This window comes from Bradyrhizobium sp. CCBAU 45394 (assembly GCF_028128655.1).
In the GTDB taxonomy this organism is placed as follows: Bacteria; Pseudomonadota; Alphaproteobacteria; order Rhizobiales; family Xanthobacteraceae; genus Bradyrhizobium; species Bradyrhizobium diazoefficiens.
Window position 1 is genome coordinate 25,887 of the sequence record NZ_LBIX01000012.1, and the last position, 13,824, is coordinate 39,710.

The following is a 13,824-nucleotide window of genomic DNA, read 5'->3' on the forward strand; positions in this document are numbered from 1 at the left end:
TCGACGATCAGACGTCCGCCGCCTGACGTCAAGCTGGTATGTTCAATGACCAGATTGCGTCGCGGCTGGTCCTCAACGCCTGCCCATCTGGAATGTAAAGCAGCGGCACTTGCTCCTTTGCGACTTCCTTCATGAGGTCGTCGATTTCGGCGGACAGTCGCTTCATGCCTTCGTATTTTGCCTGGGTGTCAAAAATCACCCGCGAGCCGTCGGGGACACGGAGTGACTTGGCATATGCCTCATTGTGATAGAGCATGTCGAGGAACCGCTGAACCTCACCCAATATTCTCAGCTCGTAGAAGAAGCCCATCTTAAGGGCCTCTGTGTCCGCGTGATACAAAGTGGCCGCGATGTCAAAGCTGGGGAGATCGATCGATGTACCTTCCTCGATGGCGTCTGCCTTGACGTTCTTGCAGAGCCGAATGGCTTTCCGCAGGCTGCCGAACGTACCGTCGCATCGCTCCTGAATGCACTTGATGTGTAGAAACGGCAAATTGTCGATGGTTTCCGGCACCTTCTTGTTCAAGATCGTCACTGTGCGATCGTGTTCTTGCCGCGACAGCTGGTAGGCGTGGCCATCGTGCCAATGGCTGGGCACAACGTCGACGGGGCGCGCGAGTGAACCGCCGGAGATGCAGATCGCTTTTCCACCCGACGTATCGACCGTCGCAGCAGGATACTTGTTCTTGAGGATCTTCTCGGCCTCCGTCCTTAAAGTGATCAGAGAACCGATCGACGTCTTTGGCGTGGGAAGGCCGGAATAGTAGCCACTCAACACACCTGTGGTCGAGTAGGTCAAAAATCCCAGATCGATCGTCAGCAGGTCGACGTCGCTGACACCTCGGATGTGAACGTTCAGCGGTACAGAGCCCTGGAGACGAAAATCAGCGGTAATGCCGGCGTTTGCCAGCCCTGTCTTGAGCTGAGCGCCCACACGCTCAGCGGTCTCAACGCTGATCCGAGTGTAGTCCGGTCCGACCTCCTGCATCGCTCCCAGCGCGTAACGGGTATAGGATTGATTTTTTGCACGATCCTGCCATGCCTCGGATTGCAGGCTCTTCTTGATGATCTCTGTCTGCGAATCCTGCGCAATCCGGATTAGGCGGTCCATGCCCTTCCGGCGCTTAGCCAGCTGGCTTAGTCGATTTCCGATGTTGCGAGCCATTAGATCCTCTTGAGTTTCATCGTGCCAAATGTGTTGCGCCCGTGGCCATTGAAGTACTCGCCATCTGCCGATCCGAGATCGCGCGCGAAAACGAGTTCGCCAAACCCAAGGTGGCTCTTCAGTTCGACCTCTCCGATCCGTGGATCGTTGCGATAGTGGTAAAGCAGACGGTAAGCATCCGCGTCATCGCAGATCAAAGCCGCCGACACGCTGTTCGACGTGGACTGAGTTGTTTTGAGCAAGACACGGATCCGATCCCAACTCTGCAGAATGGTCACGGTCCCCTTCCAGCTGTAGCCGGGAGAGCCATCGGGATTAATGGTCTGCCCATGGCAATCCCACTGCCCAGCGATATCTGGCACCTTGATGACGAGCGAGAGGAAGCGCCACTTCCAGGCGAAGCGGTCGAACACCCAATAGAGCGCCGCGAAAACGGTGGCTGCTCCGGCCAGCGAGAGAATCGATGGCGTCAGGCTGGCGTTCCAGCCAAGGCGATGTGCAAGATTAACCGCGGAGAGGAGCAAGTAGACGATGAACGCCGACACGCTTGCCGAAATCAAGCCAAGGTATCGGCCGACGTGAGCTCGATTCATTGCTCCGAGCAGAGCATATTCATGCTCGCGCATTCTCGCTGAACCCCCGGGCCGGACGGCCTACTTGCCCTTGATGATTTTCGAGAGGGAAGCGCCGCCCATGCGCTCACGCAGCGTGTCCAGGCGCATGTCGCTGCGGACGCCGGCGGCGAAGTCGGGGCCGTAGGTCTTGCGCAGGGTGCTGACCAGGGTGTCGCCGCGCTTCTGGCGGATTTCGCCATCCTGGTCGCGGCAGCGATCATCCAGGCCGTTATTGCAATGCTTTGTCATCGAATCTGGTCCTCTCCATCCTCGCCATGGGGTCGACGATTTCGTACAATTATATCTGTACAGTTTACAGACCGTCAACTGGCATGGTACAAAATCGTCTGATAACCGGCGCGGCCTCAAACCGCGCCGTTCTGATTCGACGAGAGGACTGCATGGCCCTGGCTTCAAAAATCAAGGAACTGCGGCTCAAAAAAAAGAAGTCACTCCAAGATGTTGCTGACGCGGTCGGCGCATCCAAGGCGCACATCTGGGATCTTGAGACCGGCAAGAGCCGCAATCCGTCCATCGAACTTCTGACGAAACTGGCCAAATGTTTCGAGGTGAGCGTCGCGGACCTGATCGGTGAAAACCCGACCGGCGAGGGTGCCGATCCGCAGGTCGTGGCCATGTACCGGGAGCTGAATGAGCTCAGTCCCGCCGACCGACAGGCCATTCAGGCCATGATGGATCACCTGAAGAGCCGCAAGCCAAAGGGGTCGCCATGAAGATCTCGCGGATGGACTTGGCAGACACGGGCTCGCCGATGGGCCTCGTCACCAAGATACTTTCCATCGAGAAAGAGCTCCCGATACCAGTGCCGATTGAAGAGCTGGCCAAGCAACTCGACATCGAGAAAATCGCGCCGCTCGAGACAGAGGGTTTTGAGGGCGGGCTTGTGACCGACGACGCGCGTTCGACCGGCTTCATTCTCGTCAACCGCGCGGCGCCTTCCGGGCGCCGTAGATTCACAATCGGGCATGAGCTGGGGCACTTTTTGATTGTGTCCCACAAGCCGGTCGAGCCCGGCAAATTTCTTTGCTCGCGGGCCGATATGGCAAAATGGTCGGCCGACCAGGGCGACCGCTATGCTCGTATGGAGGCCGAGGCGAACGAGTTCTCCGGCCTCCTCCTGATCCCGCCGCCGGCGTTGCGGAAGTTCATTCCGAAGGGCGATCCGACGCTCGCGCACATCCCCCTGATTGCGAAACATTTCGACGTCAGCAAAGAGGCCGCTGCCCGCGCCTACGCCCGCTATCACCCCGAACATCTGGCCATCGTGGTGATCAAGGACGGCATCGTTCGGCGTGCCCATAAGGGGCCGACGTTCCCATGGATTTCGGCATCTTATGGCAAGCCGGTCCCGCGGGCGTCTAGCTTCTATGCGAAAGATCTGCGCCAGCGCGCCGCCAGCGAGCTGTCACCCATCATTCCTGAGCATTGGGTCGATCTCAAGGAAGGCCAGCGGGCAGAACTCTTCGAGCAGGTGTATCCTCAGCAAGACGGCTACGCGCTGCTGATGCTTTGGCTCGAAATCGAGGAGACCGAAGAGGCGGACGATGACCGGACGTCGGCGCAGCGCTTCAAGGACCAGCAGGGGCGCTGGCGCTAAGCACGAAATCGCATTTGAGAATTTGCGACGTTGGCGCTGGCATCAGCACCGAGTGTCCTGAAGCCAAAGGAGAGTGGAGCCTATAGCGCGCTTTGGGCGACTCACGTTAATTCCCGACCACCTCACTGCACAATGGGAATGAAATGGTTGCAGCAACACGTGAACCGCCGGCTTCTGGTTACGCAATTGAAGTGGATGGCTGCCTCAAGGCCGAATTTGCAACCAGGGACGGCGCCAGGGCAGGTGGAGAAGAACTCAAGAAGCGCTTTCCCATGCTCCAAATCAGGATCTATGACGCGCAGACGCATGCGCGCGAAGACATCTAGATCGTCTGACCAGCGGATTTTTCCACTTCGCGCGTGCAGCTTCCGCCGCACCGGGCTCTCGTCAACCGAGCCGCCTTGCGTCTCGGCCGTCATGCGGCGTCGATCCCTCGCGCAAGGATTAAGGATTGCGGAGCTCCTCGCCGGGGCACTCGGAAAAGGGGCTCGCCTCTCGGCGATCGCTATCACTGCCCCGTTCCCGGGTGCCGCTATTGAACCGGTCTCGTCGCTGCACTCGGACCCGCGTGCCCCTTCGGGTCGCGATGCTCACGCTCTCCGGGTGCCATTTTGCGTTGAGGCGATGCGCCCTTGGCGCACGCCTAGTTGGGGCTGCGGCCCTGTGCGCAGCCTCCACCTCTCTCGCCGCCCGCGCGCCGCACGCTTGCACAACGCGCAAAAGCGGCGCGTTCTCCCGGTTGCCCGCCGGATTTAAGCATTAGGAGGTCTCACACGAGAGCGTATCGCCTCCGCCGCCCGATAGTATTCGCGCAACACGTGGTACTTAGCTGGCAAGACCAACCAGGCCATCTAGGGAGAATCCGCATCAAGGGCGATCGGGATGGACCGCGCTACATGGCCTCGGCTGAGGGACGATCTTGCATCGACGCGGCGCAGCGCCGCAGCGTTCCTGGAGAATTTGGATGCCGGCCGGACCACTGATGGTACGGAGTGGATCATCAGGTGGATTGAGATTGGAGACACACATGGTCTGTTGGGCAATGCAAAGGGAAGGGAGGGAAAAGTTGATGAGGCAGCGAAGGCATGGCTATGCGCGCTAACAGCCTTTGAGATCGCCAAGCGGCTTGCCAGAGAACAAACTGTACAGGGCGAGGCCGTCTCGGCCAAAATTGGGAGCGCGATTGAGACGTTCGGATCGTTGAAGCAGCGGATCGAGCGTGTACAAATCGAGTGCTACGATCAATCCGCGATTCAGGCTCACTATTTGCCGCCTGACGATTCTTCGAGAGCACCGGCAATCATCTGTATAAGCGCCGAAGACGAAACGTCGACAACATTGCTGGGAAGGCTGTTACCCGCCGCAGCTCATCGAGGAATGTCTGTTCTTGCGGTCACATACGATGATGTTTCGGACAATCGAAGTGGTCTTTCCAACGAAATCTTGTCTTGCTGCCTGGACTACTTATCCACGCGGGATGACGTCGATGCAACGCGCATCGGTGTATATGGCGATGGGATGGCGGCAGCATTGGCGACGGATCTCGCAGTGTCTGATAGCCGCGTTGCCGCCGCCGTTTGCGACGGTGGCCTGTGGAATTGGGCTCGGACGATGGCTGCCGTTGATTGGGTTGCGGGAGTTCCAAATACGCCGAACGACCAGGCAATGGCGGCTCGTCGCTCGCGATTGCTTCGGCGGTTGAAGTGTCCGGTTCTCGTGGTGGCCGGCGGGCGTGGTATCGTCAGCACATCCGAGGCTATCGAGCTACAAAATGACTGCGCGGCCGCAAAGATGGATCTGCAGCTAATCATTTCGCCCAGCGCCATGACTGATGCGGGTGAGGTCGAGAACTTCGTGATCTCTGACGATCAAATCTTCGGCTGGTTGGAGCAAAGGCTGTGATGAGTTAGGCGGCCTGATCGCTCTTATCCGCAACGGCCGCAGTGGAACGGCTTGGGTGATGTGGGCCAAACCGCCGGTATTTGCAGGCAGCGCGCGCCACGCCTCGGAGCGCTTTGTTCCTGATCATATTCCAGGCGCTGCAGCTGCGATGTTGGAAGGCTGATGCAGGGCATGTCCGTACCTTGTAATTAAGCAGGCACGGCGTTGCCTGCACTTATAAAATACCAATACTTAGCTTTTGCGATGCCAGTCGGCTATTCTTGACAATCAGATTGAGCCGCTTGTTCAGATGACGAACTGCTTCCTCATCGAATCCATCCAGCATCGTGGAGCTGAGGGCCTGTCTCTTGGCCGACAGTTTCCGGAGTTTTGTCCGGGCGTCCTCTGTCAGTGCGACACGCAAGGATCCTGCCCCATCTGACGGGTTCTCGCATGTCAGAAATCCTAGCTTTTCGAGGTGCTTTGTCTGGGTGGTGACATAGGCTGGGTGAATTCGCGATTTATTGGCGACCGCCGTGCCCGAGATCCCTCGACCTTCGTCCAGTTCACTAACAGCCATCAAAATCAACCACTGCGGTTCCGTGATGCCGAGAAGCTGAGCCCAGCTCTTGTGTATCTCTTCGAACTGCGAGTGCAGCTCGACGATGTTCCACATCAAATCACCAACGGCGGTGTCGAGTTGTTCTTTGACTTGCATGCTATTTTCCCGGCGGTTCAACATCTCTTGTGGGTGCGCAGCTGACGCGCAATCCACGGAGCTGTCGGTATCTCTTTTATGTGACCTAACAAAGTGCCTATGCACCACAGCGCGCATCAAAAACGATTGAGGGTTACAATTGGTTAGCCTCGCTCATGAGGTTGCGGCCATCCAGCTCGACGCGGGTGGATTCACACATCTGCATGTGTCCCCGTGCTGGCGATGACAATCTTCTGGCGGAGCGCGCTCGCCGGGTGAGATCATCCAAGAAGTGGCCTTGCAACAGCGTGACGGCACTATGGCTTCGGGCCGTGTATAATGCCTGCTTCATGCGCGCCAGGGCTGATTGTACGCATGGTATCGATGCAAGCCGCAGCCGTGGCGATTTGACGCTTCGGCGTTTTTCGTGATCATCGATTGCTCGCGCTCGTTCGCTGATTATTATCGGTTCTCCGCCGTGCGCTTTCACTCGGCCGGGAACAACACGCAGACGTTACCTGCTCTGGACGGTGTGAACCGTGACGTCATGTCAACTTCAACGTTGCAGCCTATCCGCATCCCGGACGAATTGCTCACTTCCCGCCTGATGCGGTCGCTGGATCGGCTGCTACGTCTCTTGAGCTTGGAGAGGACCACATATGGTGACCACGCGTGAAGTGTCAGTCGAAGACGCCGCAACGGTGACCCGGATGGTTGTTGCGTTGCTTGCCGAACTTGGGGGTGGGGAGGTACAGGCGGCGCCCGATACCCAGCTTGTCGCCGAACTCCTCGCCATGAAGGAGCGAGTCCGTGGCCTTTTGGCGTTCACCGGTGATCGCCCTGTCGGCGTTATTATGATGTCTGAGAGTGCAGCTTTTTTGCGCGGGGAACCTACGCCACCATCACCGAGCTTTACGTTGTGCCGGACCAGCGATCGTCCGGCGTCGCGATGCGTCTCATTGAGGCTGCCGTGGAGCTAGGCATGGTGAAGGGATGGACCCAGCTTGAATTGGCAGCGCCAAGGCAGCCGATGTGGAGCCGCAATCCTGGCCTGGCATTGTACGTCAAGGCTGGTTTTGCGGAGATCGGCCCGCGCCTCAAGTTGCCGTTGCAATGCCTCGCCAGCTCGCGCGCGCAAGCCAAATCCAAAGAACGATTGCGATCAGGCAGCCGACGGCAACGCGCGCCCGCCAGCTCTATCCCGAATTCAGTTGCCGCAGTGGCATTGGAATTCACAGGAAAGTCTGTTGCAGCAAACGAGCCTCGTCCACGTCGCGGGAGATGAGCTGATAAAGGCCACAGAGGAAAGACTGGCGATCGGTCTTCGGAGGCTCAGTGCAAACTTGACGCGCACGAACTCATACCAGACGAGGTTGTGCGTCGATAACGTCATGGAGGAGCGATATCGTCACTCGATGATTCAGTTGGTTATGCGACGCGCTCCGGAATAATCACTTTCCGTCCCGAAGGGTCTACCAGGTCCCGGACGCGGCGCGGCGGTCAACCGACATCAAGCATCGGTGGATGTTACTGCTTGTGCGCGTGCGGCTTCTGCCGCAGCGGGCTCTTGTCAACCGAGCCGCCTTGCGTCTCGGCCGCCGTGCGGCTTCGATCCCTCGCGCAAGGACTTGAGGAGCTCCTCGCCGGGGGCACTCGGGAAAGGGGCTCGCCTCTCGGCGATCGCTATCACTGCCCCGTTCCCGGGTGCCGCTTTGAACCGGTCTCGTCGCTGCACTCGGAACCGCGTGCCCCTTCGGGTCGCTATGCTCACGCTCTCCGGGTGCCATTTTCCTTGAGGCGATGCGCCGCTGGCGCACGCCCGGTCGGGCCTGCGGCCCAGGCCACGACAGGGGCAAATTCAATGAACAACCGGTCCAAAAGGCGGGGGCCAGCCTCACTGCTTTCGCATTCTCTCGACCTGGAGACCGAGAGTCAGAGTGTCGCACGGGCTTTGCCGTGACGGGTTACAGGCTGCGAGAGAGGCTCGCGGCGCCCGTCGCGGAGACCCGCGATGTCCAGACACGATCTTAGGGCGCGTACCGGTGAGGACCGGACAAGCCTCTACGACGACATCACCAACAAGATTATCGGCGAACTTGAGGCCGGCCGCGTGCCGTGGGTGCAGCCATGGCGGACCCCGGAGGCGACGGCGTGCTTGGCCATGCCAAGAAGCGCCGCGACCGGCCGTCAATATAGCGGCATCAATGTTCTGATATTGTGGGGGGCTGCCACCGAACGCGCATTCACCGGCCAGAGCTGGTTGACCTTCCGCCAGGCACTCGCGCTTGGTGGTCACGTCCGTAAGGGTGAGCGCGGCACCACCGTCGTCTATGCCGACCGCTTTGTGCCGACAGGCGAAAAGCGGCGCGCCAGCGAAACAGGCGACGAAGCGCAGGCCATCCCGTTCCTCAAGCGCTTCACCGTCTTTAATACCGATCAGTGCGACGGCTTGCCTTCGGAGATCGCAGCGACGGCGCCGCCTCCACCGCCTGGTCTGATCGAGCCAAAGGTTGAACACCTGATCAAGGCGACCGGGATCGATTTCCGCATCGGCGGCAACCGCGCCTTCTATGTGCCGGCAGAAGATTATGTGCAGGTGCCGCCACCGCAAGCCTATTTCGAGCCGATCAATTGGCATCGAACGGCCTTGCACGAGTTGGCACATGCCAGCGGCCATGCATCGCGTCTCAACCGCGATTTGTCAGGCGGCTATGGTACGAAGAAGTATGCCTTTGAGGAATTGATCGCGGAGATATCGTCCGCCTTTGCTTGCGCCTCGCTTGGTATCGTGCCGACCGTGCGGCACGCCGATTATATCGGCTCCTGGCTTGAGGTGCTGCGAGAGGACAATCGCGCCATAGTGCGAGCTGCCTCGCAAGCCAGTAAGATTGCGGATTATCTTCTCGGGTTCTTGCCGGCGGAGGGCCTCGGTGGGACCGCGGAGACAGCGGAGCAGGAAGCGGCGTGAGGATCTTCCCGGCCGCCTGGGTCAGAGAGCGAGAGGGCAGGGCGTTTTCCGCGACGGGTTGGAGGTTGAGAGAGAGGCTCTCGGCTGCCCGTCGTGGAGAATCGAGATGACGAAAGCTGTTCAAAAGATCACCCTGTCGCCGTCACGCGACATTCCGTTCAACAAGCTGGTGCTGAGCCAATCCAATGTCCGCCATGTGAAGGCGGGCATCTCGATCGAGCAACTTGCTGAATCCATCGCGGCGCGCACGCTACTGCAAAGCCTCAGCGTCCGGGCTGTCGTTGATGCCGAAGGCAATGAGACCGGCATGTTCGAGGTGCCAGCGGGCGGCAGGCGCTATCGTGCCCTCGAACTGCTTGTGAAGCAAAAGCGCATGGCGAAGTCGCAAGCGGTTCCGTGCGTTGTGCGCGACCAGGGCATCGCGGAAGACGACTCGCTTGCGGAGAATGACGAGCGGGTCGGCCTGCACCCCCTCGATCAGTTCCGCGCGTTCCAATGTCTCCACCAAGGTGGCATGAGCAAGGAAGACATCGCTGCCCGGCATTTTGTGACGCCGGCTATCGTGAAGCAGCGGCTTCGACTGGCCTCGGTCTCAAACAGGCTGCACGAGATCTATGCCGAGGACGGCATGACGCTCGAGCAACTCATGGCGTTCTCGGTGACTTCCGATCCTGCTCGCCAGGAGCAGATCTGGGAGCAGGTCGGCCGATCGGGCTACGACGAGCCCTACCAGATCCGGCGCTTGCTGACAGAACAAACGGTCCGCGCGTCCGATCGCCGCGCTCGGCTCGTTGGCCTCGAGGCCTACGAACAGGCCGGAGGCGGCGTCTTGCGTGATTTGTTCGAGCATGACGATGGCGGATATCTGCAGGACATTGCCTTGTTGGATCGCCTTGTCACCGACAAGCTGAAGCTCGAGGCGGAAAAGGTCGCTGGCGAAGGCTGGAAGTGGATTTCGGTCCCAGGGAGCAAGACTCATCGGCACGTACGACAGCCAGGTCGCCTTTGGCCAGTCGCGCGTGCTGCTGGTTTGGACCCGGCTCATCATGCCGAATGGGCGTTCAATCGTGCTGGAGCGCCAGCCCGGGGCGGACGCCGCGGGGTACTCAGGCCTCGAAGACGAGGTCGACAATCACTGGAAAGAGCTCTTGGGCGCCGCCGCGCTTTCAACCCTGCTCGCCGTCGGCACCGAGGTGAATTCCGGAGCGGATACGGGTAGCACGAATAGCGACCTCATTGCTGCGCTCCGGCGCGGGGCGGGGGATTCCGCGAATCAAACCGGCCAGCAGCTGGTCCGCCGCAATCTCAACATCCAGCCGACAATGACGATCCGCCCGGGATTTCCGGTGAGGGTCATCGTCAACCGCGATCTGGTGCTCGAACCGTACAGAGGGTGAGGACAATGGCCAAGCTGAAGCTCGGAGCGATCGAGGACGATAAGCCGACCAAGGTGACGCACGAATTGCCCGCGAGCGTCCACCGGGACCTTGTCGCCTACGCCGAAATCCTGGCTCAGGAAACGGGGGAGCCGCCCCAGGATCCGGCAAAACTAATCGCGCCCATGTTGGCGCGGTTCATGGCGGCGGACAGGAGCTTTAGGAAGGCCCGACGGGAGCGTCAACGCCCGAGGGGAGGCGAGGGGTAGCGCTCGGAGAGCAGCTTCAAGAAGGCGGCCAACGCTAGGTTATCATTGTCGGGCCGCCAATAAGCCGAAAAGTCGAAGCGGCTCGGACCGCCGCCGTCGCGCAGCTCGCGGTAGACGAGGCCCCCATAGTTAATGTCGGATTCGAGCACCAAGCTGATTCCTGTATTCATGCTGATTAGGCTCTTGATGATGCCGCGGCTGACGTCGTGGTGTTCGAATTTAGGACGGTTTTCAGGCGATACGAGCTTGGAGATTAGAAAAAATCTTTTCCCGGATCGTAATGACTCAGAAACACCGTCTCGTCCCGCAGATCAGTCCAGTAGACAGTGTCCCGCGCCGCGAAATGATCATGCGGTAAGACGGCCAGAACACGCTCGCTCCACAGTGGCAACGCGTTAATGTCGAGTAGTGGTCGGCTCCCAGTGACGATTAGGACATCGAGAACGCCGTTGCAAAGTGCCGTTGCCAAGCGTGTTCGTGATCGTTCAACCGCCGCCAGCTCGATCTGCGAGAACCGTTGCTTGAAATCAGAGATCGCGATCCTCGTAGAGGTCGTCAACAAGGTGGCTGCCAACATTGCTGCGGCCGTTCATCGATTCGACGCTACGACTATGCACGTCAGCAATTCGATAGAACATGGCGGCTGCCTGACACACATGATGTGGAGTCGAATCTGTCCACCGTCGCGGCTGTCGCCGATCGTACGAGCCAAGCAGCCGTAGATGCCAAGAATGCGTCATCCGATGTGGCTCGTCGTACCGCCGAACTGCGCCGCGTAATTGGAGGCTTTTTGGAAAAAGTTGCGGCCTAGGAATCCAATGGATGGATTGCCAAGCCCGAAGACGTTGTGAGCTGTTGGCACCCGATTTGTAGGATTGTCCTTTCGGGAACCCAACTTTACCACCTGCAACTTCAATATCTCGTCAAGTGCGAGGTCCTGGCCGTTACGCTTGAAACATTCGGTTTGGATGGTTGTCTGTCTGCTTTCCATCAAGCCGGCATATGCAGTGCTCTTGGGCGTCTCGCTAACTATGGAGAGACGATCATAATGGCCAATTTCACAAAGGCCGAGACAGTCGTCCTGGGCTGGCTTGCCACTGTTGAAGTTGGAAACAGACCCAATGTCTCGCCGACGAGGCTGCGATCTTGTCTTCCTTGGCTTCGCACGCATGACGATCTTCACCGCATCATCGGGCAAAGGACGCTGCAGCGCCTTGGGCTCATCCTACGGAGCGCGCGTCCATTTCCGGACGCAAGAGTGCCATCGCACCCTCCGAGACCAGCGCTCGCAGGCCAGACTGGAATTACATCGGGTTCGCTATGCAACGCAGGCCAATCCGTACGCAAGTGACGCTTGGCCGCGGGTGAGCATCGGATCCAGCCATTAACGAATTCCTGCGCGACTGCAAAGAACTCTGCGCAAATCCTGCGCAGAGGGGCACGTGAAGGGATCGTCGTAGAAGGCAATACCAAGTCGCGCGATTACTTTGAAATACGCAACTATTGCGTTCGTGTGCCGCGCAGCTAGCTTTGCCATCACCGACGGCAGAGCGTCGGCCGTAGAATTTTCGAGAGAAGGCACTCATCGTGGCTTGTTCGCAATGAAGTCGCAACGCAGAGAAGGGGTCGGGCTGCTGACGCTAGTTGCGCTGTATTCGTGTTTCACCGCCGCTCACAGCTGTCGCGAGCGTCGTTCCAAGTCAGTTTCCACGCATCATTAGCTGCTGTGCAGCGCCGTGCCCGATTCGGCCGCACAGTGTTGCGGCCGCAATTAGCTGCCTTTGAATTCCACGGTCCCGAGAGAATCAATCTTCTATGACCCGTACGCTGCATATTGGCCTTAATCTACACGGCGCGGGCGGTCACTCCGCGTCCTGGAGGCGGCCAGGAACCAATCCAAGCGCTTTCTTCGACATCGAGCACTATGTTCGGGCCGCGAAAGTCGCCGAGACTGGCCTGCTGAATGCTGTATTTCTCGCGGACACGCCCGCGATACCCTCTGACATTACTCGTCAACCGCCGCTCAATGGGCTGGAGCCGACGCTCGTCCTCGCCACGATCGCGCGCGAGACGAAACATATCGGACTGATCGCAACTGCATCGACGACCTATAACGATCCCTACAATCTGGCGCGGCGTTTCCAGTCGCTCGATGTCATCAGCGGCGGACGGGCCGGCTGGAATGCCGTCACAACCTCTAGCCCTGCAACGGTGGCGAACTTCGGTGGCCGCCAGCTCGGCCGCAAGGAGCGCTACAGCCGCGCGGAAGACTTCGTCGAAACCGTCCGCGCCCTCTGGCTGAGCTGGGGCGAGGGAACGATCATCGCTGACCAGAAATCCGGAGTGTATGCCAATCCGGCTCAGTTCCGGCTACTTGATGAAAAGAAAAATCCGTTCGCTCTCCGCGGGCCGCTCACTCACCCTGGCTCACGACAAGGTCACCCAATCATCGTGCAGGCCGGAGGGTCCGATCCTGGCTTGCGCCTTGCCGCTCGCAGCGCCGACGTTGTGTTCTCCGCCGCTGGCGATCTCGCGACGGCACAGCGTGAAGCGGGGCGCCTGCGCTCCCTCTCGCAGTACTTGGGCCGGCGCTTCGCTCCACTGATCCTTCCTGGGCTCGTCACCTTCATCGGAGGCACCGAACAGGAGGCGCAGCGTCGCAAACAAGATGTCGACGAATTGCTTGATCTGGAGCGGGCCCTGACTGCTCTGGCGCGAAGCATTGAGGTGCCTATCGAAAAGCTCAGCCTGGACAGGCCCATTCCGGAGGAGCTTTTGCCCGATCCACATCATGTTGCTTTCTCGGTCGGTCATCACCGCACGATCGAGACCTTGGCACGGCAAGGCCGCACGGTTCGCGAAATCATCGGCAGTGTTCAAGCCTTTGGCCATCGCCTGCTGGTGGGCACCCCCGAGCAGATTGCCAGTTCGATCGGAGAGTGGTTTCGCGCAGGGGCGGTTGATGGCTTCAACATCATTCCGGACGTGCTCGAAGATGGCACTCCGGCCTTTGTCGACCATGTCGTTCCGATCTTGCAGCGGCGAGGGTTGTTCCGGACCGAATATCGCGGCGAGACGCTACGCGAACATTTTGGCATCCCCGCAGCCGAGCCTGCAGAACAGCATGCAACTGTCTGATCGGCTGATGCCGCGGTCTTACACCAAACAATGTGGAGCTTGATATGTCTCGATCGGACGAACCCTCGCTGGAACTGTCTAGCCTTCGACCGACAGGT

Annotated in this window: 13 protein-coding genes and 2 pseudogenes; 9 read left to right on the plus strand and 6 right to left on the minus strand. The window is 59.3% G+C overall.

Going from position 1 to position 13,824, the window contains the following annotated elements:
- Positions 1–28: 28 nt before the first annotated feature.
- Genes WN73_RS07270 through WN73_RS07280 form a run of 3 tightly spaced genes read right to left on the minus strand, consistent with a single transcriptional unit; the run spans position 29 to position 2,028 of the window.
- Positions 29–1,165, minus strand: coding sequence for a hypothetical protein (locus WN73_RS07270; RefSeq protein ID WP_271552187.1), 1,137 nt, complete (start codon positions 1,163–1,165; stop codon positions 29–31).
- Positions 1,165–1,791: a Cap15 family CBASS effector gene (locus tag WN73_RS07275; protein ID WP_271552188.1), complete on the minus strand. Its 627-nt coding sequence runs from the start codon at positions 1,789–1,791 to the stop codon at positions 1,165–1,167. Before WN73_RS07275 ends, WN73_RS07270 begins: the two co-directional genes overlap by 1 nt.
- Positions 1,792–1,818: 27 nt before the next feature.
- Positions 1,819–2,028, minus strand: a complete 210-nt coding sequence (locus WN73_RS07280) for a hypothetical protein (RefSeq protein WP_271552189.1) — start codon at positions 2,026–2,028, stop codon at positions 1,819–1,821.
- Between the two features lie 152 nt (positions 2,029–2,180).
- On the opposite strand from WN73_RS07280, the gene WN73_RS07285 reads away from it, so the two are divergent.
- From WN73_RS07285 to WN73_RS07300, 4 genes are all read left to right on the plus strand, one after another.
- Positions 2,181–2,513, plus strand: coding sequence for a helix-turn-helix domain-containing protein (locus WN73_RS07285; protein WP_271552190.1), 333 nt, complete (start codon positions 2,181–2,183; stop codon positions 2,511–2,513).
- Positions 2,510–3,397, plus strand: a complete 888-nt coding sequence (locus WN73_RS07290; RefSeq protein ID WP_271552191.1) for an ImmA/IrrE family metallo-endopeptidase — start codon at positions 2,510–2,512, stop codon at positions 3,395–3,397. The genes WN73_RS07285 and WN73_RS07290 overlap by 4 nt, the downstream gene beginning before the upstream one ends.
- 143 nt (positions 3,398–3,540) lie before the next feature.
- Complete coding sequence (locus tag WN73_RS07295) at positions 3,541–3,723, plus strand: hypothetical protein (RefSeq protein ID WP_271552192.1); 183 nt, start codon at positions 3,541–3,543, stop codon at positions 3,721–3,723.
- A gap of 556 nt (positions 3,724–4,279) precedes the next feature.
- Entirely contained in the window at positions 4,280–5,299 is a 1,020-nt protein-coding gene (locus WN73_RS07300; protein ID WP_271552193.1) for an alpha/beta hydrolase, read from the plus strand.
- Between the two features lie 214 nt (positions 5,300–5,513).
- Here WN73_RS07300 and WN73_RS07305 read toward each other — a convergent pair whose 3' ends face one another.
- Complete coding sequence (locus WN73_RS07305; protein WP_271552194.1) at positions 5,514–5,996, minus strand: MarR family winged helix-turn-helix transcriptional regulator; 483 nt, start codon at positions 5,994–5,996, stop codon at positions 5,514–5,516.
- A 1,990-nt stretch (positions 5,997–7,986) separates the two neighbouring features.
- On the opposite strand from WN73_RS07305, the gene WN73_RS07310 reads away from it, so the two are divergent.
- From WN73_RS07310 to WN73_RS07325, 4 genes and pseudogenes are all read left to right on the plus strand, one after another.
- On the plus strand, positions 7,987–8,943 hold the full coding sequence (locus WN73_RS07310) for an ArdC family protein (protein ID WP_271552195.1): 957 nt from the start codon (positions 7,987–7,989) through the stop codon (positions 8,941–8,943).
- A 106-nt stretch (positions 8,944–9,049) separates the two neighbouring features.
- Positions 9,050–9,904 (plus strand): annotated as a pseudogene (locus tag WN73_RS07315) (ParB/RepB/Spo0J family partition protein); the annotation flags it as partial.
- A gap of 1 nt (position 9,905) precedes the next feature.
- A pseudogene (locus WN73_RS07320) lies at positions 9,906–10,340 on the plus strand (TrbI/VirB10 family protein); the annotation flags it as partial.
- A 5-nt stretch (positions 10,341–10,345) separates the two neighbouring features.
- Positions 10,346–10,588: a DUF2274 domain-containing protein gene (locus WN73_RS07325; RefSeq protein ID WP_271552196.1), complete on the plus strand. Its 243-nt coding sequence runs from the start codon at positions 10,346–10,348 to the stop codon at positions 10,586–10,588.
- Positions 10,589–10,841: 253 nt separating this feature from the next.
- Here the strand turns inward: WN73_RS07325 and WN73_RS44350 are convergent, their stop codons facing one another.
- Entirely contained in the window at positions 10,842–11,165 is a 324-nt protein-coding gene (locus tag WN73_RS44350) for a LysR family transcriptional regulator substrate-binding protein (RefSeq protein ID WP_333937952.1), read from the minus strand.
- Between the two features lie 159 nt (positions 11,166–11,324).
- A complete protein-coding gene (locus WN73_RS07335; protein WP_271552197.1) occupies positions 11,325–11,771 on the minus strand; it encodes a hypothetical protein in 447 nt (148 codons plus the stop codon).
- Positions 11,772–12,403: 632 nt separating this feature from the next.
- Here WN73_RS07335 and WN73_RS07340 point away from each other — a divergent pair.
- The gene (locus WN73_RS07340) at positions 12,404–13,726 is read left to right on the plus strand and encodes an NtaA/DmoA family FMN-dependent monooxygenase (RefSeq protein WP_271552198.1); all 1,323 of its coding nucleotides are present in this window, start codon (positions 12,404–12,406) and stop codon (positions 13,724–13,726) included.
- Positions 13,727–13,824 lie beyond the last annotated feature (98 nt).

Bases quoted from the DNA above. Each gene is read 5' to 3' on its own strand.
- WN73_RS07280 (WP_271552189.1), bottom strand. From the start codon at position 2,028: ATGACAAAGCATTGCAATAACGGCCTGGATGATCGCTGCCGCGACCAG.
- WN73_RS07295 (WP_271552192.1), top strand. From the start codon at position 3,541: ATGGTTGCAGCAACACGTGAACCGCCGGCTTCTGGTTACGCAATTGAA.
- WN73_RS07275 (WP_271552188.1), bottom strand. From the start codon at position 1,791: ATGCGCGAGCATGAATATGCTCTGCTCGGAGCAATGAATCGAGCTCAC.
- WN73_RS07285 (WP_271552190.1), top strand. From the start codon at position 2,181: ATGGCCCTGGCTTCAAAAATCAAGGAACTGCGGCTCAAAAAAAAGAAG.
- WN73_RS07310 (WP_271552195.1), top strand. From the start codon at position 7,987: ATGTCCAGACACGATCTTAGGGCGCGTACCGGTGAGGACCGGACAAGC.
- WN73_RS07270 (WP_271552187.1), bottom strand. From the start codon at position 1,165: ATGGCTCGCAACATCGGAAATCGACTAAGCCAGCTGGCTAAGCGCCGG.
- WN73_RS44350 (WP_333937952.1), bottom strand. From the start codon at position 11,165: ATGTTGGCAGCCACCTTGTTGACGACCTCTACGAGGATCGCGATCTCT.
- WN73_RS07305 (WP_271552194.1), bottom strand. From the start codon at position 5,996: ATGCAAGTCAAAGAACAACTCGACACCGCCGTTGGTGATTTGATGTGG.
- WN73_RS07290 (WP_271552191.1), top strand. From the start codon at position 2,510: ATGAAGATCTCGCGGATGGACTTGGCAGACACGGGCTCGCCGATGGGC.
- WN73_RS07300 (WP_271552193.1), top strand. From the start codon at position 4,280: ATGGACCGCGCTACATGGCCTCGGCTGAGGGACGATCTTGCATCGACG.
- WN73_RS07325 (WP_271552196.1), top strand. From the start codon at position 10,346: ATGGCCAAGCTGAAGCTCGGAGCGATCGAGGACGATAAGCCGACCAAG.
- WN73_RS07340 (WP_271552198.1), top strand. From the start codon at position 12,404: ATGACCCGTACGCTGCATATTGGCCTTAATCTACACGGCGCGGGCGGT.